Annotated in this window: 24 protein-coding genes; 12 read left to right on the forward strand and 12 right to left on the reverse strand. The window is 67.4% G+C overall.

Going from position 1 to position 21,980, the window contains the following annotated elements:
- The first annotated feature begins 161 nt into the window (after positions 1-161).
- The 3 genes from AC5P57_RS01665 to AC5P57_RS01675 all read left to right on the forward strand — a co-directional run bounded on the left by AC5P57_RS01665 (position 162) and on the right by AC5P57_RS01675 (position 2,929).
- A complete protein-coding gene (locus tag AC5P57_RS01665) occupies positions 162-1,904 on the forward strand; it encodes a GGDEF domain-containing protein (protein ID WP_262236111.1) in 1,743 nt (580 codons plus the stop codon).
- Positions 1,905-1,973: 69 nt separating this feature from the next.
- A complete protein-coding gene (locus AC5P57_RS01670) occupies positions 1,974-2,411 on the forward strand; it encodes a hypothetical protein (RefSeq protein ID WP_262236112.1) in 438 nt (145 codons plus the stop codon).
- 14 nt (positions 2,412-2,425) lie between these two features.
- Positions 2,426-2,929 (forward strand): GNAT family N-acetyltransferase, encoded by a 504-nt coding sequence (locus AC5P57_RS01675; protein WP_262236113.1) that lies wholly within the window; start codon positions 2,426-2,428, stop codon positions 2,927-2,929.
- 19 nt (positions 2,930-2,948) lie between these two features.
- On the opposite strand, the gene AC5P57_RS01680 is transcribed toward AC5P57_RS01675, so the two are convergent.
- Both AC5P57_RS01680 and AC5P57_RS01685 read right to left on the reverse strand, forming a co-directional pair.
- Positions 2,949-4,343: a DUF2867 domain-containing protein gene (locus AC5P57_RS01680; RefSeq protein ID WP_262236114.1), complete on the reverse strand. Its 1,395-nt coding sequence runs from the start codon at positions 4,341-4,343 to the stop codon at positions 2,949-2,951.
- Positions 4,344-4,366: 23 nt separating this feature from the next.
- The gene (locus AC5P57_RS01685; RefSeq protein WP_004147836.1) at positions 4,367-4,678 is read right to left on the reverse strand and encodes a metalloregulator ArsR/SmtB family transcription factor; all 312 of its coding nucleotides are present in this window, start codon (positions 4,676-4,678) and stop codon (positions 4,367-4,369) included.
- A 129-nt stretch (positions 4,679-4,807) separates the two neighbouring features.
- Between AC5P57_RS01685 and AC5P57_RS01690 the strand changes: the two genes are divergently transcribed.
- The 8 genes from AC5P57_RS01690 (at position 4,808) to AC5P57_RS01725 (ending at position 12,034) form a co-directional block, all read left to right on the forward strand.
- A complete protein-coding gene (locus tag AC5P57_RS01690) occupies positions 4,808-5,389 on the forward strand; it encodes an NMCC_0638 family (lipo)protein (protein ID WP_099553026.1) in 582 nt (193 codons plus the stop codon).
- Positions 5,390-5,573: 184 nt separating this feature from the next.
- A complete protein-coding gene (locus AC5P57_RS01695) occupies positions 5,574-6,041 on the forward strand; it encodes a DUF2975 domain-containing protein (protein ID WP_099553025.1) in 468 nt (155 codons plus the stop codon).
- Positions 6,041-6,265, forward strand: a complete 225-nt coding sequence (locus AC5P57_RS01700) for a helix-turn-helix domain-containing protein (RefSeq protein ID WP_010483459.1) — start codon at positions 6,041-6,043, stop codon at positions 6,263-6,265. Before AC5P57_RS01695 ends, AC5P57_RS01700 begins: the two co-directional genes overlap by 1 nt.
- Before the next feature lie 43 nt (positions 6,266-6,308).
- Positions 6,309-7,850 (forward strand): TerC family protein, encoded by a 1,542-nt coding sequence (locus tag AC5P57_RS01705; protein ID WP_495219420.1) that lies wholly within the window; start codon positions 6,309-6,311, stop codon positions 7,848-7,850.
- Positions 7,851-7,970: 120 nt separating this feature from the next.
- A complete protein-coding gene (locus tag AC5P57_RS01710) occupies positions 7,971-9,107 on the forward strand; it encodes a metallophosphoesterase (protein ID WP_262236279.1) in 1,137 nt (378 codons plus the stop codon).
- A gap of 72 nt (positions 9,108-9,179) precedes the next feature.
- Positions 9,180-9,590 carry a hypothetical protein gene (locus AC5P57_RS01715; RefSeq protein ID WP_262236117.1) on the forward strand — a complete coding sequence of 137 codons (411 nt, stop codon included), beginning with the start codon at positions 9,180-9,182 and terminating at the stop codon, positions 9,588-9,590.
- Between the two features lie 92 nt (positions 9,591-9,682).
- Positions 9,683-10,696, forward strand: coding sequence for a hypothetical protein (locus tag AC5P57_RS01720; protein WP_262236118.1), 1,014 nt, complete (start codon positions 9,683-9,685; stop codon positions 10,694-10,696).
- A 78-nt stretch (positions 10,697-10,774) separates the two neighbouring features.
- Positions 10,775-12,034 (forward strand): MFS transporter, encoded by a 1,260-nt coding sequence (locus AC5P57_RS01725; RefSeq protein ID WP_099553021.1) that lies wholly within the window; start codon positions 10,775-10,777, stop codon positions 12,032-12,034.
- A gap of 4 nt (positions 12,035-12,038) precedes the next feature.
- On the opposite strand, the gene AC5P57_RS01730 is transcribed toward AC5P57_RS01725, so the two are convergent.
- Entirely contained in the window at positions 12,039-12,986 is a 948-nt protein-coding gene (locus tag AC5P57_RS01730) for a nucleoside hydrolase (protein WP_262236120.1), read from the reverse strand.
- A 152-nt stretch (positions 12,987-13,138) separates the two neighbouring features.
- On the opposite strand from AC5P57_RS01730, the gene AC5P57_RS01735 reads away from it, so the two are divergent.
- Complete coding sequence (locus tag AC5P57_RS01735; RefSeq protein WP_142807480.1) at positions 13,139-13,465, forward strand: hypothetical protein; 327 nt, start codon at positions 13,139-13,141, stop codon at positions 13,463-13,465.
- Between the two features lie 92 nt (positions 13,466-13,557).
- On the opposite strand, the gene AC5P57_RS01740 is transcribed toward AC5P57_RS01735, so the two are convergent.
- From AC5P57_RS01740 to mdcA, 9 genes are all read right to left on the reverse strand, one after another.
- Positions 13,558-14,277: a GntR family transcriptional regulator gene (locus tag AC5P57_RS01740; RefSeq protein WP_262236123.1), complete on the reverse strand. Its 720-nt coding sequence runs from the start codon at positions 14,275-14,277 to the stop codon at positions 13,558-13,560.
- A gap of 105 nt (positions 14,278-14,382) precedes the next feature.
- Positions 14,383-15,750, reverse strand: coding sequence for an SLC13 family permease (locus AC5P57_RS01745; protein WP_262236124.1), 1,368 nt, complete (start codon positions 15,748-15,750; stop codon positions 14,383-14,385).
- Positions 15,751-15,854: 104 nt separating this feature from the next.
- Complete coding sequence (gene mdcH / locus AC5P57_RS01750) at positions 15,855-16,775, reverse strand: malonate decarboxylase subunit epsilon (protein WP_495219421.1); 921 nt, start codon at positions 16,773-16,775, stop codon at positions 15,855-15,857.
- The gene (gene mdcB / locus AC5P57_RS01755) at positions 16,772-17,587 is read right to left on the reverse strand and encodes a triphosphoribosyl-dephospho-CoA synthase MdcB (protein ID WP_099553104.1); all 816 of its coding nucleotides are present in this window, start codon (positions 17,585-17,587) and stop codon (positions 16,772-16,774) included. Before mdcB ends, mdcH begins: the two co-directional genes overlap by 4 nt.
- Before the next feature lie 38 nt (positions 17,588-17,625).
- Positions 17,626-18,267 (reverse strand): malonate decarboxylase holo-[acyl-carrier-protein] synthase, encoded by a 642-nt coding sequence (gene mdcG / locus AC5P57_RS01760; RefSeq protein WP_262236127.1) that lies wholly within the window; start codon positions 18,265-18,267, stop codon positions 17,626-17,628.
- On the reverse strand, positions 18,260-18,964 hold the full coding sequence (gene mdcE / locus AC5P57_RS01765; RefSeq protein WP_262236280.1) for a biotin-independent malonate decarboxylase subunit gamma: 705 nt from the start codon (positions 18,962-18,964) through the stop codon (positions 18,260-18,262). Before mdcE ends, mdcG begins: the two co-directional genes overlap by 8 nt.
- Positions 18,965-18,966: 2 nt before the next feature.
- Positions 18,967-19,875 (reverse strand): biotin-independent malonate decarboxylase subunit beta, encoded by a 909-nt coding sequence (locus tag AC5P57_RS01770; RefSeq protein ID WP_262236128.1) that lies wholly within the window; start codon positions 19,873-19,875, stop codon positions 18,967-18,969.
- A complete protein-coding gene (gene mdcC / locus AC5P57_RS01775; protein ID WP_099553012.1) occupies positions 19,872-20,192 on the reverse strand; it encodes a malonate decarboxylase acyl carrier protein in 321 nt (106 codons plus the stop codon). The genes AC5P57_RS01770 and mdcC overlap by 4 nt, the downstream gene beginning before the upstream one ends.
- Before the next feature lie 10 nt (positions 20,193-20,202).
- A complete protein-coding gene (mdcA, locus tag AC5P57_RS01780) occupies positions 20,203-21,846 on the reverse strand; it encodes a malonate decarboxylase subunit alpha (RefSeq protein WP_262236129.1) in 1,644 nt (547 codons plus the stop codon).
- Positions 21,847-21,980: the final 134 nt, after the last annotated feature.

Below are 21,980 nucleotides of genomic sequence, written 5' to 3' on the forward strand. Positions count from 1 at the left end.
CCGGCATGATGTGACATTCCCGCTACGATGAGGCGGGCCTTCCCATCTTGGCGGCGCGTTCGCGGTCGCTGTGCCATACCTATCGCAACGGTTCGCATGGCGCTGGCTTGGCGCTGCCGGAACCGGTCGTTACAGTGAACCGCACGTCAGGGGAAATTTGCATGGCCGGCAAGGCGTCGCCCATCGGGTTGCGGACCTGGGTCTGGATCCTGACCGGGCTGTTCGTGGTCTGCACCTTGCCCTTGATGGCCATCGCTCTGGTACAGGGCACGCTGCGCTACACCGGCGCCGAAGACAACCTTTCCAGCCTGCGCCAGCTGCGGCAGTCCTTCGAGCTGGCCAACCTGGTTTCGGCCGAGCGCGGCCCGGCCAACAGCCTGCTGGGGGCTGACCCGGCCGACGCCGTCGAACAGGCACGGCTGGCCGCGCAGCTGGCGGCCGCGCGCAAGCGGGTCGACACCGCCGTGCCGAAGCTGGAGACCGCACTCAAGGACGACCCGGGCGTGGTGGATGAGCATGGCCTGCTGGCCGACGCGCAACGTCGCCTGCAGTCGGCGCGCGCTGCGGTCGACCGGGTCGTGGCGCAGCCCCATGACGCACGCCGGGTGGAGGAGGTGGAGCGTGCGATCAGCGGCATGTTCGCCGTGGTTGATCGCCTGCACCTGCTGACTTCGGCACAGACCAACGTGCTGGTCAGCGCCGATCGCGAAGCGGCGATTCCGGCGATGCAGGGCCAGGTGCTGATCGATCTTCGCGAATATGGTGGCCGCCTGGCCTCGAACGTGATGGCGCCGGTGGCGATACCAGGGGCATGGCGTGAGGAGCAGGTACGCGCGGCGCTGCAGACCCAGGGCCGCCTGCTGGAGCTGTGGCGGTTGGCGGGCAGCCACGAGTCGGTGTTCCGCAGTGACCCGGAATTGTCATGGCACTGGGACATGGCGCGACGGCAGTTCTTCGGTGAGTCGCTGCCGATGATCGAGCAACTGATCGAAGACGGTCGCCGCGGCCTGCCGCCGCCGTGGACCGCCGCGGAGTTCACCACGCGCTACGTGCCCACCCTGCAGTCGCTTGAGGCGCTGCGCGATGGCTACCTGAGCGTGTCCATCGCCCGCTTTGAACGCACCCGCAACCGTGAAGCGACGCGCCTGGTGGTGCTGGTGGCGACGGTGCTGGGTACGCTGCTGGTGCTGGGCGTGGCCCTGCGCATTGCCCATCGGCAGATCCTGCGGCCGCTGCTGCAGGCGCAGAAGCAGGTCATCCAGATCGCCTCGGAGGCACCGGGGCCAGAGCAGCATGTCACCCACCCGCTGGCCGAAATGCAGCGCCTGTTCGATGCGATCGAGGTCCTGCGCGAGAAGTCGCGCGAGCGCTCTGCGCTGACCAGCGAACTGCGCCAGCTGGCAGGTACCGATGAATTGACCGGGCTGTTGAACCGGCGCGCGCTGGAAGAAAGGGTGCAGCAGCGGCATGCCGAAGGAGGCGCCGGCGCCGTGGTGATCCTGCTGGACGTGGACCGGTTCAAAGCGATCAACGACGGCCACGGTCACGATGCCGGTGACGAAGTGCTGGTGCAGGTGGCGCAGTTGCTGCAACGGCACCTGCGCCGCAGCGACAGCATCGCCCGCTATGGTGGTGAAGAGTTCCTGGTGCTGTTGGCCGACGGTGATCTGGCCGGCGGCCGCCAGCTGGCCGAGTCATTGCGATTGGCCCTGCAGCAGATGGACATCGTGCTGGCCGGCGGCACCGTGCTGCGGGTGACCGCCAGTTTCGGCGTGGCCGAGGGCGGCACCGACGCACTGGGCTGGCGCACCCTGCTGCGTGCCGCCGATGCGGCCATGTACCGGGCCAAGGCGCAGGGGCGTGATCGGGTACGGGTGGCGGGGGGCGGTCGTGGCGCCCGCTGATCGTGGCATTCATCGCCGGCGCACGCGGTCCTGCCTAGACTGGCCCTCCGATCGCTGCAGGAGCCGTCCATGATCTTTCGCCCTGTTGTTGCCACGGCCCTGCTGGCCGGGTTGTTGGCCGGCTGTGCTTCGACCGCTCCCCAGACCAGCGCCGACGCGCCTCGCCATCCTTCCATCGCTGCCGACCTGAGCCCGGTACCGGCCTTCACCGGCGGTGGCACTGGCTGGAGCATCGAGATCGCCTCCACCGGCAAGGGCAACCACGACGCCAGCCTCAGTGCCGATGGACGCACCCACAAGGGCGTGCTGCGCTACCTCGGCCAGCCGGCCGATGCACCCGGTTCGCTGATCGTTCTCAACGGCGAGCTGGGCAAGCAGCCGGCCATCGTCGAGATCAAGCACGAGTCGTGCCGCAATTCCGAAGGCGTGGACACGCTGGCCAGCGTGCAGGTGACGATGGAAGGGCAGCCCCTGCGCCGTGGCTGCGGCCACCTGGCCGTGTACTGATCCTGTGCGCCGTCGTGCTTGAGATTCCAACCCTGCACACCGTGCGCCTGCGGCTGCGTGCACAGCAGCTGGATGACTTCGGCGTCTATGCCGCGTTCCTGGCCTCGCCGCGTGCGCGGGGCATGGGCGGGCCGTTCGGTGAGGTGGCGGCGTGGGGCCAGTTCTGCCACGACCTGGCCAGCTGGCACCTGTTCGGGCATGGCGCGTTGATGATCGAGCGCAGTGATACCGGTGCCTGCATCGGCCAGGTCGGGATCAATCATGGCCCGCTGTTCCCGGAAAAAGAGCTGGGCTGGTTGCTGTACGACGGCCATGAAGGGCAGGGCTTCGCGACTGAAGCCGCCGGTGCGCTGCGTGATTGGGCCTTCGTGGTGCCGCAGCTGCCGACCCTGGTCAGCTACATGGCGCCGGACAACCTGGCATCGCAGGCCGTCGCACGGCGTCTGGGCGGCGTGCTGGATGAAAAGGCCGCGCGCAGCGACGCGGATGATCTGGTGTACCGCTACAGCGCAGGGTAGTGCCGGCCGCTGGCCGGCATCACCAGTGCACCGGGCGCGCGGCCCACGCATCAAGATCAGCCAGTTCCGGCGCCAGTGCATGCTCCACCGCCCGCCGCAGCAGTGCCGGCGCGACATAGTGCCGGTGCGCAGCATCGATCAGTGCCATGTACATGCTTCCGAACGCATTGAGGGTCTGCACGTGTGAGCCAAGGCTGATCTCGATGCATCCATCGGCACGCCGCTGCACACGCACGCTGCTGCGGAAGCGCAGGTGCCGATCGTCGGCGCCGAGCAGGACTTCGGCGCAGTTGTCTTGCGTGTCGATGTGCGAATCCAGCACCGGGAATCGACCGGCGAACAACCGGCTGCGATCGGTCGACAGTAGTGACGACACCGGGCATCCCAGCGGCGACGTACGCAGCCGCAGCGGTGCCACCAGGCGGTTGCGCAGGGCCATCAGATGGCCGACGCCGCTGGGTGGATTGCGCAGGAAGCCCTCCAGTACATCGGCCAGCAGCGCCGACGCGGAACGGTAGGCCACCTGCGAGGGTTCCAGGCACAGGGTGGTCAGGTCCTGATAGTGGCTGTGCGGCAGTGCCGTGGGCAGCAGGCCATCGCTGGCAGCAGACCGTGCATGGATGGGATAGGCCGGCGTGGCGCGTTCGACGAAGCCACGCAGCGGCCGCAGCGGGATCCGCCGCAGCGGACCGAACAGGGCGCGGGTACGAGCGCACAGATGCGCGCACAGGCTTGGGGGCGCCGCCTGCAGCGACAGTTGCAGCAGCGGTGCCGCTGCAAGTGTGGTGCCCGAAGGCCAGTGCGATTCCGGCAGCACCTCGGTCAGGCTGGGGATATCGGCGGCATTGCGCTCCACCTGCGCACGGGCCTGTTCGCTCATTTGGCCTGCCAGTTCATCGCTGTGGCAGGACAACGCGAACAACGCCGGGTGTGCACGATGGTTCGATGCGAACTGATGCCAGGTGCCTCCACCGAAGCGCACCGTGAACAGGCAGTCAGGTGGAATGCGGACACGCCGAAGCGTGCGCGCGAAGGCACCGGGATCTGCTGCCAGCTGCGTGTCGGAGACGGTGGCGAAACGCAGCTCGGCACCGGCGCTGCCGGCAATGGCGGTGAACATGCGCGGGCCTGCATGGCGATGAAACGGGTGGCCACCGGCACCGACGGTGAAGCTGTACAGCGAGGAGGCGTCTCCCTGCTGCAGACGCATGCCGCCCAGTCGCGCCGAAGGCTCGTCCAGCGCATCGATGAAGGCCGGGTGGTGGCGCTGGCGCTGGCTGGCGTCGGTCACCAGCGCATCACCGGCGCCGATGCCGAGCTGCGCGATCAGGGTGACTTCGGTCGGACTGCCGCCGTCCTGTGCCGGAAGCTGCACTGCTGGAAACGAACGGCGATCGCGGGTCGAACCAGGCATCGTCATGCTCCTTGGCGGGCGGATCAGCGGGCGGGGGACTTGCGGCGCGCGCGTGCTTCGCGCTTGAGCGGACCGCCGACCGGACAGACTTCGGCCGCCCACGAGAACAACGTGTTGGCCAAACGGTCGGGCACCTGCCGGAAGTACACGAACTGGCCGCGCTTCTCGCGTTCGATCAGGCCGGCTTCCTCGAGGATGCGCAGATGGCTGGACAGCGCCGGCTTGCTGAAGTCGAAGCGTTCGGCCAGTTCGCCCGCGCTGAGCTCGCCGGCGCTGAGATAGGCCAGGATCTGCCGGCGGGCGGTGGAGGCGAGGGCTTCGAAAATACGGTCCATGACGAGTTAATTAACTAATTCGTTAACTGATACTCCTCCCGCCGGTGGCGGCTGTCAAGCCATGACCCGTTGCGCGGCACGCCTGGGCTTTGCCATCCTCCCTGCTGTTTTCCGTAGCGTGGAATCCCGATGCGTCCTGCGTTCTGGCTGGCTTTGGCCCTGCTGCCCACCCTGGCGGTGGCGCAACCCGCGCGTACTCCCAAGACCAAAGCTCCGGCGCAGGATCCCTTCAGCGAGCTGTTCGATACCGCCTGCATGCAGCACATCGGGGCCCCGGCGCGGTTGCAGTCGCTGATGGAATCCAATGGGCTGTCGCCGCTGCAGCCCGCCGAAGCCGCGACGCTGTTGCAGGGGCAACCGGGCGTGGCCTGGATGGTGCCTCTGGCCAGTGGTCGCTATGCGGTGAGCTGGGCTGACGATGGCACGTGCACGGTCTACGCCGAAAAGGCCGACGCGGCGGTCGTGCAGAAGGGATTCGCCCGGTTGGTGCAGGCCGCACCGATGCCGTTGCAGGTGCGCTCGCTGCCGGGACGTGGGCCGCTGTCGGCCGATCAGGTGGCGATCCAGTACGGCTGGGCCACGCCGGGGCAGGGCAAGCTGCAGGTGCGCTTCCGCCTGGTCACGCGGCAGGCCGCCGATGCGGGCGTGCAGGCGATGGCCTCTGCGGCGCCGGGGGAGGCGATGCTGGAGCAGGGCGCGTCCGGGCCCTGACAGGAGCCGCGCCTGCGGTTCAGGCTTTCACGTGGGATGTGATATATCGTTTATCGATAAATCCACCCCGGGGCGGCGAGGCCACCCCAACACCGGAGGCCGCTTGACCGCTCGTCTCGCCCGCGCAAGACCCGCGCGAGGCCTGTTCACCCTGGCCCAGGCCGCCGTACAGGCCGTCCGGGCGATGTGCTGGCTGGGCATCCTGGCCGCACTGCTGGCGGTGCCGCTGGTCGCCCACGACCGTCGCTGGCTGCTCGACAGCGTGCACGACGCTGCGGCCGCCGCCGCGCACGGCAATGATCTGTTCCTGCACTTCTGCCTGGGCCTGGGTGCGATCATCGCGCTGCTGGTGCTGTGCCTGCTGTTCCTGCGCCATCTGCTGAGGCTGCTGAAGTCGGCGGCGCGCGAGCGTCCGTTCACCCATGCCAATGCACAGCGCCTGCAGCGCATGGCCTGGCTGATGCTGGCGATGGAGCTGCTGTCGATCCTGATCGGTGCCTATGCGGCCTGGATGGGCCCGGATTTCACCTGGATGGAGGTCGGCGGTGGCATGTCGATCACTGGCCTGGTCGCCGTGCTGATGCTGTTCGTGCTGGCGCGCGTCTTCGCCGTGGGCGCAGCGATGCGCGACGACCTCGACGGTGTCATCTGATGGCGATCGTCATCACCCTGGACCGCATGCTGCAGGAACGGGGCATGACCCTGTCAGAGCTGGCCGGGCGTATCGACATCACCCTGGCCAACCTGTCGATCCTGAAAACCGGCAAGGCGCGCGCCATCCGCTTTTCCACGCTGGATGCGATCTGCCGTGAGCTGCAGTGCACGCCCGGTGATCTGCTCGGGCATGACCCGACGCAGGCGCAGGACGCTGACTGAGTGCTTTCCCTTTCCCCTTACCTACTGACGAAACGGACCTGAAATGGAATGGTTGGCTGACCCCTCGATATGGATGGGCCTTGCAACCCTGGTCGTGCTGGAGATCGTTCTCGGCATCGACAACCTGGTGTTCATCGCGATCCTTGCCGACAAGCTTCCGCCGCACCAGCGTGACCGCGCGCGGGTGATCGGCCTGGCACTGGCCCTGCTGATGCGGCTGGTACTGCTGGCCGCGCTGGCCTGGATCATGAAACTGACCGAGCCGCTGCTCACGCTGTTCGATCACAGCTTCTCCGGGCGTGACCTGATCCTGCTGGGCGGTGGCCTGTTCCTGCTGTTCAAGGGCACCATGGAACTGCATGAACGGCTGGAAGGCCGCGAGCACCACGAGGATGGCAAGAAGGTCTATGCCAGCTTCGCAATGGTGGTGGCACAGATCGTGGTGCTCGACGCGGTGTTCTCGCTGGACTCGGTGATCACCGCGGTCGGCATGGTCGACAACCTGGGCGTGATGTATGCCGCGGTGACCATCGCGATGGTGCTGATGCTGGTGGCCAGCAAGCCGCTGACCCGCTTCGTCAACAAGCATCCCACGGTGGTGGTGCTGTGCCTGGGCTTCCTGTTGATGATCGGCTTCAGCCTGGTGGCCGAAGGCCTGGGCTACAAGATTCCGAAGGGTTACCTGTACGCGGCGATCGCCTTCTCGATCCTGGTCGAGGCGTTCAACCAGTGGGTGCGCTTCAACCGTGAGCGCAACGAGCGCCGCCAGCCGTTCCGCCAGCGCACCGCCGACGCCGTGCTGCGCATGCTCGGCGCGCGTCCGGCCAATGGCCACGACGACGAAAGCGCTGACGAACACGTCGATGCCGAAGAGCGGTTGCAACCGGCCGAGCACGAGATGATCCGCAGCGTGCTGGGCCTGGCCGATCGCCCGGTGTCGAGCGTGATGACCGTGCGCGCCGACGTACAGTGGATCGACCTTGCGCGTGGACGGGACGATGTGGTGGCACGCCTGGTGGCATCACCGCACACCCGCCTGCTGGTCGGCGATGGTGATCTGGACAGCCTGTGCGGCGTGGTGCAGAGCCGCGATCTGCTGGCCGACCTGCTGCAGGGCAAGCCGCTGCAGCTGGAAGGCAACCTGCGCGAGCCGCAGTACGTGCTGTCCAGCGCCAGTGCGCTGCAGGCGCTGGAGCTGATCCGCCAGCATCCGGTGCCGTTGGCGGTGGCGGTGGACGAGTACGGCAGCGTGGAAGGCCTGGTGACGGCCAACGATCTGCTGGCGGCGATTGCCGGTGATCTGGTCGACACCCAGGACGAACGCTATGGTGTGATCGCGCAGGGGGAAGGCCAATGGGAGGCCGATGGTGCGTTGACCCTGGACGATCTGCAGCGCCTGGCCGGCGTGTCGCTGCCGCGCAGTGCCGACTACATGACCATCTCCGGACTGGTGCTGGAGCAGTTGGGTCGCCTGCCGGACATCGGTGATGCGGTGGACGTGGCCGGTGTGCGCATCACAGTGCTGGCGATGGAGAAGCGCCGCATTGCCCGCCTGCGGGTGGAGCGCCTCGACGAAATGGCCTGACCCACCTGTTGTTGCAGGGCCGAGCCCATGCTCGGCTGCAGGTTGGGACACCGAGCATGGGCTCGGCTCTACACAACACGGCCCGCAGCCTTCACCATGGCGGGCCGCTTTCTGTCATGGATGGTTGCAGTGCTGAGTACGATCGGTTTGTTGATGGGCCTGTATGTGGCCTGGCGCCTGTTCTGGCCGCTGCGCATGCCCATCGGGTTGAAGGTCGTGCTGTCGCTGCTGGTGGTGGCCGTAGCCGTGCAGCTGCGCATCGTGGCCACCTTCTGGGGCACGATGGCGTCGCCGGAGATCCCGAAGATGGCCATCGCCGTGCTGGCCACCGGCTCCACTGCGGTGCTGCTGCTGGCCTTGATGATGCTGGTACTGGACGCCGGCCTGCTGCTTTCGCGCCTGCTGCGTTGGCCGCGCATGGTAGCGGTCCTGCGCGCACCGAAGCTGCGGCCATTGGCCGGCCTGCTGGCCCTGCTTGTGAGTGGCTATGGCATCAGCCAGGGCATGGCCGTGCCCCAGCCTCGGCAGATCGACGTGGCGATCAGGGATCTGCCGGCCGCGTTCGACGGTTATCGCGTGCTGCAGCTGACCGACATCCACGCCAGCCGCCTGCTGACCGGCGACTGGGTACGCAGGGTAGTGGACGAGAGCAACGCGCTGAAGCCGGACCTGATCGTGATCACTGGCGATCTGATCGACGGCAGTGTCGAGGCCCGTCGCGACGACGCGCGTCCGTTGGCCGATCTGCAGGCGCCGGATGGCGTCATTGCCATCACCGGCAACCACGAGTACTACGCGCAGTACCAGGACTGGATGCAGGCGTTCCGCGCGCTGCACATGCAGGTGCTGGAGAACAGCCATCTGCAGGTGCGGCGTGGTGATGCGGCGCTGACCATCGCCGGTGTCACCGACCCGGTGGCGGCACGCTACGGCCTGCCGTTGCCGGATCTCCAGGCTGCACTGGAGGGTGCCGATCCCTCCGCACCTGTGATCCTGCTCGATCATCGCCCACGCAATGCGCGTGAGGCTGCTGCGCGCGGTGTGAAGCTGCAGTTGTCCGGACATACCCATGGCGGCCAGATCATCGGCATGGACCAGCTGGTGAAGCGGGCCAACGGCGGCTACGTCTCCGGCCGCTACGAGGTGGACGGGATGACCCTGTACGTGAGCGATGGCGCTGGCCTGTGGGCCGGATTCCCGGCACGCATCGGCGTGCCTTCGGAAATCACCCTGATCACCCTGCGCCGCGCCCCGTGACCTGAAGTGGGGTCAGATCCCTTTCCTGCAGGGAAAGGGACCTGGCCCCTGACAGACCATATGGAGGGAACCATGTCCCGTACCCGCGCGCCGATGGAACGCCTGATCCGCGCCAATGCGGACGAGATCAACCGGCTGCGCCAAGCCATCCGCGAAGCCGCTGGCGCGCGCTGGCGTGGCCCGGAACAAATGCAGCGGCATGCGGCAGCCTGCGCGGAATACAACCAGCGCTATGCACAGCTTGCTTTCCCGGGTGGATACGCCAACGCGCTGAGGCAACTTGCCGAACACGATCCAAACACGGTGGATGTCGTGCTGACCTTCCTTGAGGTGCGCCCGTACTTCTTCCGTTCCGGATACATGTGGAAGACGCTGCTGAAGCGCGTGCAGCGGACGCCGATGGGCGTGAAGCAGCAGGCCCGGATGCAGAAGATCCTCGAAGCCTACGCCGCTTACAGGGCGGGAAGCCAGCACACCGGGTAGCGCCACGCCATGCGTGGAGGTCGTGTCCTTCCCGCCGCGGGCCCAGGATCGGCGATCATCTGCACGGTCCATGCGGAATCAGGGAGCACACAATGCAGGGAATGCCTCATCCAGTCCGGCGTCCACGCCACGTCGCGCTGCTGGCCGGCCTACTCGCGCTGGCCGCATGCCAACGCACATCGGATGCGCCGACCGGGGCACCCGCAGCAGGCACACCGCTTGCCGCCCCGGCCACCGCAACAGACCTCTCTCCGCTGCTGGATGCGCTGCCGACCTGTGCGCTGGACGGCTGGTACATCGACCTTCAGACCGATCGCCCGGCCCATCCCTGGCTGGCCGCGAACGCGCCGAAGCCCTGCAAGGTGGACGAAGAGAACGAGATCGCCACGTTCTGCACGCGTGGGCAATGGAAGGGACTGCCGGTGGAGGAGGTGGTCCTGCCGACGATGACGTTCGTCTCGTTCCGTGGGGCGAAGATCGGTCTGCCGCTGGAGAAGGCGCGTCCCGTCGTCCGCCAGCGCTTCGGGCAGGAATTCCCGGGTGGTGCGGCGTACGAGGCGGGCCGCGAGCCGAAGCTGATGGCCGATCCCGAGGATGCGCAGCGCTCATGGCTGCTGTGCAGCACGCCGGAACTGGGCCACGACGTGGACAGCGGGGGAAGCATCAGCTATTCCGGCATGAACCTGCCCTACGATCACGACGGTTGCAGCTACCGCTACAGCCCGGTCGACTTCTGCGATGCGCCGCACCGGGCCGCCATCGAAGATGCGCTCCAGCACCAGGAGCCCAATTTCAACCAGCACTACCTGCTGGTGCAGGTCGATGATCGCCCCGAGTTCTTCCAGCGCACACTGGTGCTGGTCGACACCCGCACGGGACGCGCCACGCCATTACCGATCGATGCCTTCACCGGCCCGGCGGGGAAGGGCGGAGATGCCACCGGCTACGGGACACTGGAAACGGGCGTGGACCAGCCGCAGTTCTGCCTCGATGGCGCGTTGCTCGTCTACCGCGTGTTCGAGGAAGGACGCTTCTGCTTCGGCTTTGACGGTGAGCGCTTCACCGGGCACGAAACCCAGTACATGCAGCCGATGGATGACCGATGACCGGCATTTCACCCGGGCCGTGACACTCTGCCTGCAACCTGCATCCACGGGAACGAGGCTGTTGAAGGCGAACACGCAATGACCGCGGCGCGGCAGCGCTCGATGTGGGTGGCCGGCCTGTCCACGGTGGTGGAGTGGTACGACTTCACGCTGTACCTGTACTTCGCCACGGTGCTGTCGCGAGTGTTCTTCGGCGGTGGCGAGCAGGCGCTGCTGGTCACCCTGGCCGGCTTTGCGGTGTCCTACCTGATGCGCCCGCTGGGCGCGCTGTGCTTCGGCCACCTGGGCGACCGCCTGGGCCGGCGCTGGATGCTGCTGGCTTCGATGGCGTTGATGGCAGCGGCAATGCTGGCCACTGCGCTGCTGCCGACAGTGGCCACGGCCGGTACGACGGCGGGCGTGCTGCTGCTGATCCTGCGCTGCGTGATGGCGTTTTCGGTGGGCGGTGAGTACACCGGGGTGGTGGCGTACCTGCTGGAAAGCGCACCGGAGAGACGACGCGGGCTGGTCACTTCGCTGGCCTCGGCGGCCAGTGAAGTGGGCGCACTGCTGGCGGTGGCGATTTCCGCGCTCACTGTCGCGCTGCTGCCCACCCCGCAGCTGGACAGCTGGGGCTGGCGCATCCCGTTCTTCTTCGGTGCGGCGCTGGCACTGGTGATCCTGATCGCACGCTCGGGCATGCACGAATCGCCCGAGTTCGAGCGTCAGCGCCGTGAGGGCAGCATTCCGGCCACGCCGCTTCGCCATGTCCTGCGCAACCATCCGCTGGCGGTGGCGCGCACGTTCGCGATTTCGGCGCTGGGGTCGATCACCTACTACGTGGGTATCACCTATGTGCCCGCATTCCTGCATGCGCGGGGCCACGATGAGGGCGATGCGCTGTGGCTGTCGACGATTGCGGCGGTGGCGGTCATTGCGATCACGCCACTGTTCGGCGCATTGTCCGACCGCGTCGGACGACGGCCGGTGCTGTTGGGCCTGACCGTGCTGGCAGCGCTGCTGCCACTGTCCTTGTTTGCGTGGATGGCGCAGGCGACAGCGCTGGGCATCGCGCTGGCTGCGGTGCTGCTGGCCTGCGTGGCCGGTGGCGTGAGCGCGGTGGCGGCGCCGGCCACGGCCGAGCAGTTCCCCGGTGAAGGCCGGGTCAGCGGGCTGGCACTGGGCGTGACCATGGCCACTGCATTCTTTGGCGGAGCAACACCCTGGCTGGCGCAATGGTGGGTGGAGCGCAGCGGCTGGGCAGCAGCGCCAGGTGCGATGATCGCGTTGGTGGCAGTGCTGGTGTTGCCGGTGCTGTGGACCCTGCCCGAGACGGTCCCGGGCAGGGCCAAGCGCTAGCGGGTCAGACCTTCAGGGTCTGCTCGATGTCGGCCAGTACCGCGGCCGCATCCACGCCGATGGCAATCGACTGCACCACGTGGCCGTCCCACACGCTGGGGCCGAATGCCAGGCCTTCCGGCTTGGGAATGGTCATGCCGCGGGCGACGCCGTCGGTGGCCACGCGCACGCTGGCGCGCTCGAACTGGAACAGCTCCGGACGGGTCAGCGCGATGCAGGCGCAGCAGTCGTGCACGACCATGCCCTTGTGGCCGGCCTGCAGGTAGAAGTCCACGTAATCCTGCGACAGCGCACGCACCAGTTCGGCATCGGCACCGCCGATGGCGGCCAGCTTGTCCAGACCGTCACGGTTCATTTCCACGCGGGTGGTCACGTCCAGGCCGATGGCAATAACCGGCCAGCTGGCGGTGAACACCACGTCGGCCGCTTCGGCGTCGCCCCAGATGTTGGCCTCGGCGGCCGGGGTGATGTTGCCGTTGACGTGGAAGGCGCCGCCCATGATCACCACGCCGCGCACCAGGCCGGCGATGTCCGGGGCCTGCTGCAGGGCCAGGGCCAGGTTGGTCATGCGACCGACCGCGACCAGAGTCACTTCGCCCGGATGGGCACGGACCAGGTCGATGATCAGCTGGTGGGCGGGGCGCGCGTCGGCGGCCACGTCCAGTTCGGCCGGCACCGGGTGATTGCCCAGGCCGTTGTGGCCATGGATGTGCACCGGCCAGGCTTCCGGGGTGGCTTCCGGCTGCAGCGGGCCACCGGCACCGCGCGCGACCGGGGCGGCAAAGCCCCAGGCCTGCTTCAGGTACAGCGCATTGTGCGTGGTCGACTCCACCGAGGCATTGCCGAAGGTGGTGGTGACGCCGATCAGGTCGATCTGGGCGTGCTTGTGCAGGTACAGCAGGGCCAGGGCGTCGTCGACGCCCGGGTCGGTATCGAAAATGACTTTCAGCATGTTGTTGTTCTTCTTCTTCCGTGTGGTGCGGGGAGCGCCGGCGGCCCGGAAGCAGGCCGGCGCGCCCTACATTGTCCCATCTTCATGACAGGCAGGGCCATTGCCGGGGTGGCAGGCCATAATGCCCTCCAGTCCAGGCATGGAGCCGCCGAATGCTGATCGTTGCCCTTCTGCTGGTCCTGCTGGTGCTGGGCCTGAACGTGGTGGCTACCGTGGTGATCGTCAGGCGTGATGGCCTGTCGGCGGGCGGCCGGACAGTGCAGTTGCTGCTGGTCTGGCTGCTGCCGCTGGTCGGCGCGATCCTGTGCATGGCGGTGGCCACGGCCGATGGCTCGGGCAGCCGGGGGGAGGGGGGCGGACGCCATGACACCTCCGTTGGCTATTCCAGTGACAACCACAGCCATCACAGCTACAGCAACTCCGACTGCGGAAGCGACAGCGGCAGCAGTGACGGTGGTAGCTGCGGTGGTGGCGATTGACGAGATGTTCCGGGATGCCGGCCAGCGGCCGGCACTACCAGGGCGTGACCTCGGCTGGGTAGTGCCGGCCGCTGGCCGGCAACCTCATCCGCTCAGCCGCCGCCTTCGGTCGGCAACGGCGCTGGCACGTTCAGCACGCCTCCCGCCGCCACATAGGCGGCCAATGCCTGGCCCTGGCTGAGCAGGTGGCGCTCCATGGTGCGTTCGGCGGCCTGCGCGTCGCGGCGACGGAAGCACTCCATCAGCTCGCGGTGTTCGGCCAGCGACTGCGCGGTGCGGCCCGGGGTCAGCAGCTGGCGGCCGCGGTGCATCTTCAGGATGCGGTGCAGGTCGTGGGTGATGCGGATCAGCCACGGGTTGCCGGCGTAATGCTGCACGGTTTCGTGGATCAGGTAGTTGTTGCGGTAGTACTCGGCGATGTTGCCCTCGGCCGCTGCGGTTTCCATCGCTGCATGCAGGTCTTCCAGCTGCTGCACGCCGGCATCGTCGATGTGCCTGACCGCCTCGTGCGCGCAGCGGCCTTCCAGCATCGCCATCACCGGGAACAGCTGGTTGAGGTCTTCCAGCGTCAGTCGTGTGACCCGGCTGCCACGGCCGGCATCGATCTGCACCAGGCCTTCGGCAGCCAGCAGCTTCAGCGCCTCGCGCAGCGGCGTACGACTGATGCCCAGTTCCTCGCACAGTGCGGGCTCGTCGATCCACTCGCCCGGCGGAAGCCGGTAATCGTAGATGCGCTCGCGCACATGTTCGGCCACCTCTTCGTACAGAGGTGCGCGTTTCTTCGGTGACCGCGGGGCAGGGGCAATGGCCATGGAGGAAGTGTACCGCCAGGTAGTGCCGGCCGCTGGCCGGCAACCCATGATCGCTGGATGGCTTCATGAGAGTGCCGGCCCGCGGCCGGCACTACCGTTGGGTGCTTACATCCAGCCCGGCACCACGAACACCAGCCAGGCCAGCAACGGCCCCAGGGCCACCACCAGACCGCTGTACACCAGGAAGCGGCGGAACAGGGTCTCGCGTTCTTCCTTCGCGGCCGAGGCCACCACCAGTGCACCATTGGTCGAGAACGGGCTGACATCGACGATGGTGGACGACACCGCCAGCGCGCAGATCACGCCGGCGGCGCTGAGGTGACCCTGCATCAAGAACGGTACCGCCAGCGGGATCGTGGCACCCAGTACCGCCGCCGACGAGGCGAATGCGGAGACGATGCCGCCGACGTAGCAGACCAGCAGCGCACCGAGCAGCGGGATGCCGATGCTGGAGACGCCGTGGCCGATGAAGTCCACCGCGCCGGCATGTTCCAGTACGCCGATGTAGGTCACCACGCCGCAGATCAGCAGCACGGTGGACCAGCTGATGCCATCGACCGCACCCTTCTGGCTTTGTGGCGACAGCAGTGCCAGCGCGACAGCCACGGTAATCGAGACCAGGCCGACGTTGAGGTTGTAGATCAGCGCGGCCACGCCCAGGCCGAGCAGGCCGATCAGGGTGAACAACCGCTCGCGGGTCAGGCTCACCGCGTCCAGTGCCGCCGGATCATTGCTGAGCGTGCCACCGCCCGCCGCGACCAGCGCACCATGGCCTTCGATCGCGAACTGGCGCGACGACGCCTGCGAGCCACCGGCCATTGCCAGCTCCGCATTGCCGATCGTTCCTGCTGCGGTGATTGAGCCGCGGCGAAGCAGGCCGATGCCACCGAAGGCGAAGAAGCAGATCGTCGCCATCATGAAGTTGAAGCCCAGACTGGTCAGGAACACCGCCATTTCGGTCACTTCCAGCCCGGCTTTCTGCACCACGCCGTTGGTGATGCTGCCGTACACGCTGATCGGCGAGAAGCCGCCGGCCTGCGCACCATGGATGACCAGCAGGCCCATCATCAGCGGATTGATGTTGTACTGCTTGGCAAAACGCAGCGCGACCGGGCCGATGATGGCTACCGCTGCCGGGCCGAGCGCGCCGAAGGCGGTCAGCACCGCGGTGATCACGAACATCACCCAGGGGATGGCCACGATGTGCCCGCGCACCGCTTTCACAGCCCAGTGCACCAGCAGGTCGATGGTGCCGTTCTTCTGCGCGATGGCGAACAGGTAGGTGATGCCGACCAGGGTCAGGAACAGATCGCCGGGGAATCCGGCCAGGACCTCCTTGCCCCCCATGTCGACCCACAGCCCGCCGATGATGAAGGCCAGCGCAAAGGCGACGGCGCCCATGTTGATCGGCATCGCCGTGGCAACAATGAACATGATCACCAGACCGATGATCGTTGCGATTTGTGGACTCATGCGCCCTCCCAGACACGTGACTCACGTACAGCGCGGATGGAGACCCGCCATCCCGGGGTAAGGCGACGTACTGCGTGTTGCGTGATACGTACTGCTCGAACCCGTTACTGCAGCCGTTCCAGCGCGCTGCGGACCCATGCCGAGGCGCCGTCCAGGCTCTGGAACTCTTCCACCGCGCGCACTTCGCAGCACGGGTATGACGGCGCGACCATGCGCGCCAGTGCATTGCCCGGGCCCAGCTGGAGGAATACCCGCGCGCCTCGCTCGAAGGCCTGGCGCATCACCTGCGCCCATTCGATGGTCTGGGCCAGCTGTGCCGACAGGGTGCGCACCGCTGCCGCGCGATCACGTACCGGCCGTGCATCGATACCGGCCAGCAGCGGCAGGCGCGGGGCCTGCAGCGCAGAGGCATCGAGGGCCGCAGCGAACGGTGCGACCGCCGCTGCCAGCAGCGGTGTGTGCGCCGGAACGTGTACCGGCAGCGGACGGATGTCTGCACCCTGTGCACGCGCTGCATCGGCCAGGCCCTGCAGCGAGGCGTGCGTGCCGCCCACGATGAAATGATCCTGGCCGTTGGCGATGGCCACGTACGCGCCCTGTGCATCGCACAGCGACTGCAGGCTGCGGCGGTCCAGCCCGAGCACCGCCTGCAGGCCTGCATCGGTGGGGCTGGCGCTGTCCATCAGTTGCGCGCGCCGTGCGGCGAGGGCCAGGCAGCTGGCGGCATCAACGCTGCCTGCGATCGCATGCGCGGCCAGTTCACCGATGCTGTAGCCGGCCACCAGCACCGGTGCCGGCACCGTTTCGCGAAGTCCCTGCCAGTGCGCGAGGCTGGCTGCACACAGCAAGGGTTGCGCCAGGGCATTGTCGAAGCGCGATTCGTCAGCGGCCGCCGCGAACACGTCGCGTCCAAGCACTGCGCTGGCAGTCTCCAGTACCTCGTACGCGGCCGGCAGATCGCGCACGCGGTCGAACATCGCCGCGTGCTGCGCGCCTTGGCCGGGGCAGAGCAGGGCAAGGCTCATGCACCCTCCTGCTGCAGCAGGAACCAGCTGCAGGCGAGCAGATCAGCACTGCCACCGGGGCTCAGGCGGCGTGCGACGAAGCGCTCACCGATGCCGTGAAGGCGTGCCTGCCAACCGACTGTGAAGGCGCCGCCGCTTTCCAGAAAGCCACGTGCCTGCTGCTGGGCCCAGTGCAGGCCGTCGGCGCCGCCGCGGTGCAGCAGGTTGAGGTCATCGATCTGCGCGACCAGCTGCATCAGGGTCTGGCACAGCGCCGCATCGTGCGTCAGGCCTTCCTCCAGTGCATGACGCAGCGTGGGTATCGCCAGCTCGCGCAGCACAGGGTAGCCGGCCGCCGCCTGCTCGCGTACGCCCGGCACGCCATGGCGCACGCGTGCCCGCTGGCCCGGGCTCTGCGCATCCAGCGGTGCACCGGCGAAATCATCGGCCCAGTGCTGCACGCCCAGACAGACCTCTGCGGCGGACACGCTATGGCCCTGCTGGCGCCGGCAGCGTGCGGCGGAAGCGACCAGCAGGCCGAGGCTGAAGATTGCACCACGATGAGTGTTGATGCCGCCGGTGGCGTGCAGCATCGCGGTTTCGGCGGCGATGCCCTGCATGCGCAGCAGTGCGAAGGGTGCATCGTCAGCCCCGGCATGGGCGATCGCAGTGAAGTAGTGGCGCAGCGAGAACAGGCTGCGCAGGAAGGTGCCGGCATCCATGTCGTGATGGCTTCCGGCATCAAATGGAGTGACCAGGCCGGGTTTGGGAGCCAGCGCCAGTTCGGCATGCAGACTGGCGATGGCCAGGCGGCCCAGTCGCGCGCTGTCGATCGCGCCTGCATCCGGCTGGCGGGACTGGAAGGCCGCGCTCACGCCGCCACTCCAGCTGCCTCGAACAGGCGCTCTCGGGCGTCCAGTGCAGCACCTTCCAGGCGCTTCACCAGTACCTGACGGCTGTCACCGGCAAACTCACGCCAGTTCACCGCGCCGCCATCAGGCAGGCACAGTTCGCCATCGGCGCGACGGGCATGCTCGTGCTCCCAGGCGTTCAGGTGTGCGGCAAGTGCATTGGCCTGCGTACGGGTCTCCACCTGCCACAGCAGATCGATGTCCGAGCGTGCGTGCACATAAGGCAGGCCAGTGAGGTGCTGCCACGCGAAGGCACCGAATACGCGCGCCTCAGCGATGTTCTGCAGCGCTTCAAGGGGCCGCTGCCAGTCCTGCGGAACGTCGCCTTCCAGCACCGTTTGAAGTGCCGGCAGTGGCGTGGTGCGCAGTACATCGTGTGCTGGCACGCGCAGGGCCAGGCGCAGTTTGCCCTCGGCGGGCGGCAGCGGCACACCGAGACGCAGGCGGGGGTCTGCATCGTCGGCGGCACGTCGCGCGACGATGGCCGGCAATCCCTGCGCAAACCAGTCGGCCAAGCGTGACTCATGCGCGGCGATGTCCGCCTGCCAGCCGGCGTGCGCTGACAGCCACACCAGCGCATGGCGGGGCAGCCGCTCAGGCATCGCCCTGGCTCACGGCAACAGCCACGCGTGCGGCCAGCATGCGCCCGCCACGTTCGGCGCCGCGCATCGCGCGACGGTCACTATCGGCGCGCGTGCGCAGCGCCTGCAGCAGGTGGGCAGCCAGGTTGCCGTTCCAGATCGAGTCCACCGCACCCATCGCTACGTAGTTCTCCACGCCCGGTGCGAACACCGGGGATGTCTGGCTCAGCGCCTGCAGTTTCTCTAGCGGCTGCTTGGTTACCCTTGCCATCGCACGCAGGTCCATCACCCGCACCTGGGCGTCGGGTAGAGCATGGATGTGGTCGGCCATCAGCCCGAACGAGAGGAAGCCGCCGCTGACGGATTCACCGTAGACCAGCGTGACCAGTCGCGCGCCACGTCGACGCGCGAGATCCAGCGTCTGCGCCAGGTGCGCGAAACAGCCGTTGATGCCGAGCAGTTCGTCGCGGCGTGCCAGACGCTGGCCGGCGGTGTCGACCAGCATCACGATCGGTTGCTGCGGATGCGCGGCGGTGCTGGCCAGCACCGTTTCGGCCAGTGCCAGTGCGTGGTCCACGCCCACCTCGAGCTTGTCGGCAGTGCCGATCACGGTCACGTCGCCGTCGTCGGTGGTGGCGCTGCCGGTCAGCACTGAATCGTTCACCGCAATGGCATGCCCATGCGGAAACAGGGCATCGAGCAGTGTCTGCAACGGCATGCTCATGGCAGGCTCCGGTTGGCGGTAGCGATGAGGAATTCATCGGTGTCGAGCAGTGGCAGGCGTTCGGGGTGGGGAATGCCCAGCCGCGCCCAGATCTCCAGACCATCGCGGCAATCGCTCCAGGCCTGCACGCGCGCCTTCAATGCCACATGGCGTTCCTGCAGCGTGGCCAGTGCAGCATCTGGATCGGCACTGTTGGTATCGGGCTGCAGCGCATTGAATGCCGCATGCGCGAACGCCTCGATGGCATCGGGTACCAACACCTGTGCCTGATCGATCAGGTAGCGGTGCTTGCCACCGGTCACGCGCCAGACCAGGGCACGGTCGCGTGAGTCGAACTCTTCCACCCCACGTACGGTCTCGATCACTTCCGGGCCGGACAGCGACAGCCGGCCTTCCTCGGACATGATCACCATGGTGCAGCAGCGGGCGACGATGCCCATGCCGCCGAACGCACCGTTGCCGCTGCCGATCAGCGCGATGACCGGCACGCCGGCTGCACGCGTGCCCAGCGTGGCACGCATGATTTCTGAAATCGCGATCAGGCCTGCATTGGCTTCGTGCAGGCGCACGCCGCCGGTGTCCAGCAGCAGCAGTACGCCATCGGGTCGTGTCTCGGCTGCGCGGCGCAGCAGTCCGGTCAGCTTGGCGCCGTGCACCTCACCCACGCCGCCGCCCATGAATTCACCCTGCTGCGCGGCCAGCAGTACGCGCCTGCCGCGCAGCAGGGCTTCGCCCACCACGATGCCATCGTCGAAGGCGGCCGGCTGGTCCAGCTGGGCCAGGTGCGGGCTCATCATCCGCCGCGCCGGGCCAAGGAACTCGCGGAACGAACCGGCGTCGACCAGCCCGGCAATGCGTTCGCGCGCATCGGCTTCGTAGTAGCTGTGGCGCTGTATGTGGCTCATGGCGTGCCTCCGGCCAGCAGGGTTTCCACCGCCTGGTCGAGGCGCAGGCTGACCACCGCCGGGGTCGCACCGGCATCGTTGATGGATACGCGCACATCGCGCAGCGGATGGCGCTGGGCGAAATCGGCGATCACCGCCTGCCAGATGCTGCCAAAGCCCTGTGCGGCGGTGATGACACGCACGGTCATTGCGCCGTCCAGGTCGGCCGGTTCCAGCAGGATTTCCAGGTTGCCCGAGGCCAGCACGCCCACCAGCACCGCATCGCGCGGGAACTGCACGGCGGTGCGGCCGTCGAATCGATAGTCGAGGGTTTCCATGCTCTGTCCCTTACCAGTTGCGGAAGCGCTTGGGCGGGTCGTAGAGGCCGCCAGACCAGCGCACCAGGTCCTTCACCGAGCGTGCGGCCAGCAGGTCGCGGCTGGCATCGCGTACTGAAATGCCAAGGTCTTCAGGTCGACGGATCACACCGCGGTCGCGCAGGTTTTCCACCATCGCGCGGTCGCGGCCAAGGCCGACGGCGGTATAACCGGACACACCGCGGATCGCCTGTTCGCGTTCTTCCGGCGTGCGGCACAGCAGCAGGTTGGCGATGCCTTCCTCGGTCAGCACGTGGCTGACGTCGTCGCCGTAGATCATCACCGGCGGCAGCGGCATGTCCGCGCGTTCGGCCAGTTCCCAGGCATCGAGGCGTTCGACGAAGGCCGGCGCCATGTGCTCGCGGAAGGTCTCCACCATCTGGACCACCAGCTTGCGGCCGCGTGGCATCTCGCCCGGCCGCGCACCCTGCTGGCCAGCCTTGATCCAGGCATCGCTGGCGTGGCGGCGGCCACGTGCATCCGAGCCCATGTTGGGCGCGCCACCGAAGCCGGCGATGCGGTCGCGGGTGGCGGTGGAGCTGTTGCCCTGCAGGTCGATCTGCAGGGTGGAGCCGATGAACATGTCGCAGGCGTACAGGCCAGCGGTCTGCGAGAACGCGCGGTTGGAGCGCATCGAGCCGTCGGCGCCGGTGAAGAACACATCGCCACGAGCAGCGATGTACTTCTCCATGCCCAGTTCCGAACCGAACGAGTGCACCGATCTGACGAAGCCCGATTCGATCGCCGGGATCAGCGCCGGGTGCGGATTCAGTGCCCAGTGCTGGCAGATCTTTCCCTTCAGCCCCAGCGATTCGGCATAGGTAGGCAGCAGCAGTTCGATGGCCGCGGTGTCAAAGCCGATGCCGTGGTTCAGGCGGTTCACGCCGTACTCGGCGTAGATGCCCTTGATGGCCATCATCGCCATCAGCACCTGGATCTCGGAAATCTGCGCCGGGTCGCGGGTGAACAGCGGTTCGATGTGGTTCGGGCGCGGCGCCTGTACTACGAAGTTGACCCAGTCAGCGGGGATATCAACGCGGGGGAGGGTGTCGACGATTTCGTTGACCTGGGCGATGACGATGCCGCCACCGAAGGCGGTGGCTTCGACGATCACCGGGGTGTCTTCGGTGTTCGGGCCGGTGTAGAGGTTGCCGTGGCGGTCGGCCGCCTGCGCGGCGACCAGGGCCACGCGCGGGGTCAGGTCGATGAAGTAGCGGCCGAACAGTTCCAGGTAGGTGTGGATGGCACCGATCTGGATGCGGCCTTCGGCCACCAGGTTGGCCAGCCGCACCGACTGCGGGCCCGAGAAGGAGAAGTCCAGCTTGGACGCGATGCCGCGCTCGAACACATCCAGATGCGAGGGCAGGGACAGCACCGACTGCACCATGTGCAGGTCGTGCACCCGTGCCGGGTCCAGATCGGCCAAGGCCTGCGCCAGGAAGTCGGCCTGCTTCTGGTTGTTGCCCTCCAGGCAGACCTTGTCGCCGGGCTCCAGCAGCGCGTGCAGCAGTTCGCCCACATCGGTGGCGGCCACTTCGCGGCCCTGGGCCCAGGGCGCCGCCCGTTCCAGGCGGGCCTGGCGGCTGCGTTCCAACGTATCCCAGCTCGGGTTCATCGACCGGCTTCCGATTGGCGTTGAGATAATTACGGCATAATTACAGCGGGACGTGCAACCCGCAGTGCAGCAAATTCCCCGGTATCACGTATTCAGTAGATCCACGCCATGCGTGGACAGGTGCATGGCATGCC

The organism is Stenotrophomonas sp. YJH_SMC_79, assembly GCF_059367995.1.

Excerpts from the sequence above, each read along its gene's own strand:
- AC5P57_RS01665 (WP_262236111.1), top strand. The coding sequence starts at position 162 with ATGGCCGGCAAGGCGTCGCCCATCGGGTTGCGGACCTGGGTCTGGATC.
- AC5P57_RS01670 (WP_262236112.1), top strand. The coding sequence starts at position 1,974 with ATGATCTTTCGCCCTGTTGTTGCCACGGCCCTGCTGGCCGGGTTGTTG.
- AC5P57_RS01680 (WP_262236114.1), bottom strand. The coding sequence starts at position 4,343 with ATGCCTGGTTCGACCCGCGATCGCCGTTCGTTTCCAGCAGTGCAGCTT.
- AC5P57_RS01685 (WP_004147836.1), bottom strand. The coding sequence starts at position 4,678 with ATGGACCGTATTTTCGAAGCCCTCGCCTCCACCGCCCGCCGGCAGATC.
- AC5P57_RS01690 (WP_099553026.1), top strand. The coding sequence starts at position 4,808 with ATGCGTCCTGCGTTCTGGCTGGCTTTGGCCCTGCTGCCCACCCTGGCG.
- AC5P57_RS01695 (WP_099553025.1), top strand. The coding sequence starts at position 5,574 with ATGTGCTGGCTGGGCATCCTGGCCGCACTGCTGGCGGTGCCGCTGGTC.
- AC5P57_RS01700 (WP_010483459.1), top strand. The coding sequence starts at position 6,041 with ATGGCGATCGTCATCACCCTGGACCGCATGCTGCAGGAACGGGGCATG.
- AC5P57_RS01705 (WP_495219420.1), top strand. The coding sequence starts at position 6,309 with ATGGAATGGTTGGCTGACCCCTCGATATGGATGGGCCTTGCAACCCTG.
- AC5P57_RS01710 (WP_262236279.1), top strand. The coding sequence starts at position 7,971 with ATGGTTGCAGTGCTGAGTACGATCGGTTTGTTGATGGGCCTGTATGTG.
- AC5P57_RS01715 (WP_262236117.1), top strand. The coding sequence starts at position 9,180 with ATGTCCCGTACCCGCGCGCCGATGGAACGCCTGATCCGCGCCAATGCG.
- AC5P57_RS01720 (WP_262236118.1), top strand. The coding sequence starts at position 9,683 with ATGCAGGGAATGCCTCATCCAGTCCGGCGTCCACGCCACGTCGCGCTG.
- AC5P57_RS01725 (WP_099553021.1), top strand. The coding sequence starts at position 10,775 with ATGACCGCGGCGCGGCAGCGCTCGATGTGGGTGGCCGGCCTGTCCACG.
- AC5P57_RS01730 (WP_262236120.1), bottom strand. The coding sequence starts at position 12,986 with ATGCTGAAAGTCATTTTCGATACCGACCCGGGCGTCGACGACGCCCTG.
- AC5P57_RS01735 (WP_142807480.1), top strand. The coding sequence starts at position 13,139 with ATGCTGATCGTTGCCCTTCTGCTGGTCCTGCTGGTGCTGGGCCTGAAC.
- AC5P57_RS01740 (WP_262236123.1), bottom strand. The coding sequence starts at position 14,277 with ATGGCCATTGCCCCTGCCCCGCGGTCACCGAAGAAACGCGCACCTCTG.
- AC5P57_RS01745 (WP_262236124.1), bottom strand. The coding sequence starts at position 15,750 with ATGAGTCCACAAATCGCAACGATCATCGGTCTGGTGATCATGTTCATT.
- mdcH (WP_495219421.1), bottom strand. The coding sequence starts at position 16,775 with ATGAGCCTTGCCCTGCTCTGCCCCGGCCAAGGCGCGCAGCACGCGGCG.
- mdcG (WP_262236127.1), bottom strand. The coding sequence starts at position 18,267 with ATGCCTGAGCGGCTGCCCCGCCATGCGCTGGTGTGGCTGTCAGCGCAC.
- mdcE (WP_262236280.1), bottom strand. The coding sequence starts at position 18,964 with ATGCCGTTGCAGACACTGCTCGATGCCCTGTTTCCGCATGGGCATGCC.
- AC5P57_RS01770 (WP_262236128.1), bottom strand. The coding sequence starts at position 19,875 with ATGAGCCACATACAGCGCCACAGCTACTACGAAGCCGATGCGCGCGAA.
- mdcC (WP_099553012.1), bottom strand. The coding sequence starts at position 20,192 with ATGGAAACCCTCGACTATCGATTCGACGGCCGCACCGCCGTGCAGTTC.
- mdcA (WP_262236129.1), bottom strand. The coding sequence starts at position 21,846 with ATGAACCCGAGCTGGGATACGTTGGAACGCAGCCGCCAGGCCCGCCTG.